At 61.6% G+C, this 1,058-nt stretch carries 1 protein-coding gene; it reads left to right on the forward strand.

Annotated features, from left to right (window positions below):
- Positions 1 to 1,058: G8 domain-containing protein (locus VMT30_02820; GenBank protein ID HVQ43874.1), on the forward strand; the 1,058-nt coding region annotated here is incomplete at both ends.

A 1,058-nucleotide genomic window follows, 5' to 3' on the forward strand; every position in this document is an offset into this window, starting at 1 on the left:
CTCGAGCTGACCACCGAGTGGGTCATGGTGCACGGTGAACTGGAAATCGGCACCGAAGCCAGGCCCCACACGCGCAAGGCGACCATCACGCTCACCGACAACGTCAAAGGCGAAGACATCGGTGTTCCCGCAGCGACTGTCGCGAGTGAGCGCGTTGACCGCGGGATCATGCTCATGGGCGGCACCCTGAACCTGCATGGGGACCGCAAGCACACGTGGACCAAGCTGGCCAACACCGCCAACGCAGGCAGCACCTCGATCCAGGTCCTGGACGCGTCTGGCTGGCGGGTCGGCGACGAGATTGTTCTCGCGTCCACGGACTTCGATCCCCGGCAGGCCGAGCGGCGCACCATTTCCGCCATCAAGGGCAATGCGATCACGCTCAACGCGAAACTGGACTACATGCATTTCGGCAAAATCACCTTCGACGTGGATGAACGCGGCGAAGTGGGCTTGCTGACGCGCAATGTCGTTCTCCAGGCATCAGCCGACGCGGCGGAACCGCCCTTCTACGGCGGGCACGTGATGGCGATGGGCGCGAGCAGGATGTTTGTCGAGGGCGTCGAGTTCCAGCGAATGGGCCAGAACCTGACGCTTGCCCGCTATCCGATCCACTGGCATCTGGTCGGCGATGCCAAGGGGCAGTACATCAGGAACGCCTCGATCCACGACACCTACAACCGCTGCGTGACCGTGCACGGCACGAATTTCCTGCGCGTTGAGAACAACGTGACCTACAACACCGTCGGTCACTGCTTCTTCCTCGAAGACGGCGCGGAGCACGGTAACCAGTTCGTGCACAACCTGGCGATCCAGATCAAGTGCCATACCTCCAAGGCCTGCGCGCCGACCAATCTCGGCGCAAACGGAGAGAACATGGGAAGTAATCCGCTGAATCGCGCGACCTACAGGGCGGCCAGCATGTCCGGCAAGGACACCCTGCTGCCTTCGGACAACACGGTGACGGCTTACTGGATCACCAATCCGGACAATGTCTTCATCGACAACGTGGCAGCGGGTTCCGATGAGAATGGCTTCTGGTGGTCGTTGCCGGAACA

The organism is Candidatus Saccharimonadia bacterium (genome assembly GCA_035544015.1).
Classification (GTDB): Bacteria; Patescibacteriota; Saccharimonadia; order UBA4664; family UBA4664; genus UBA5169.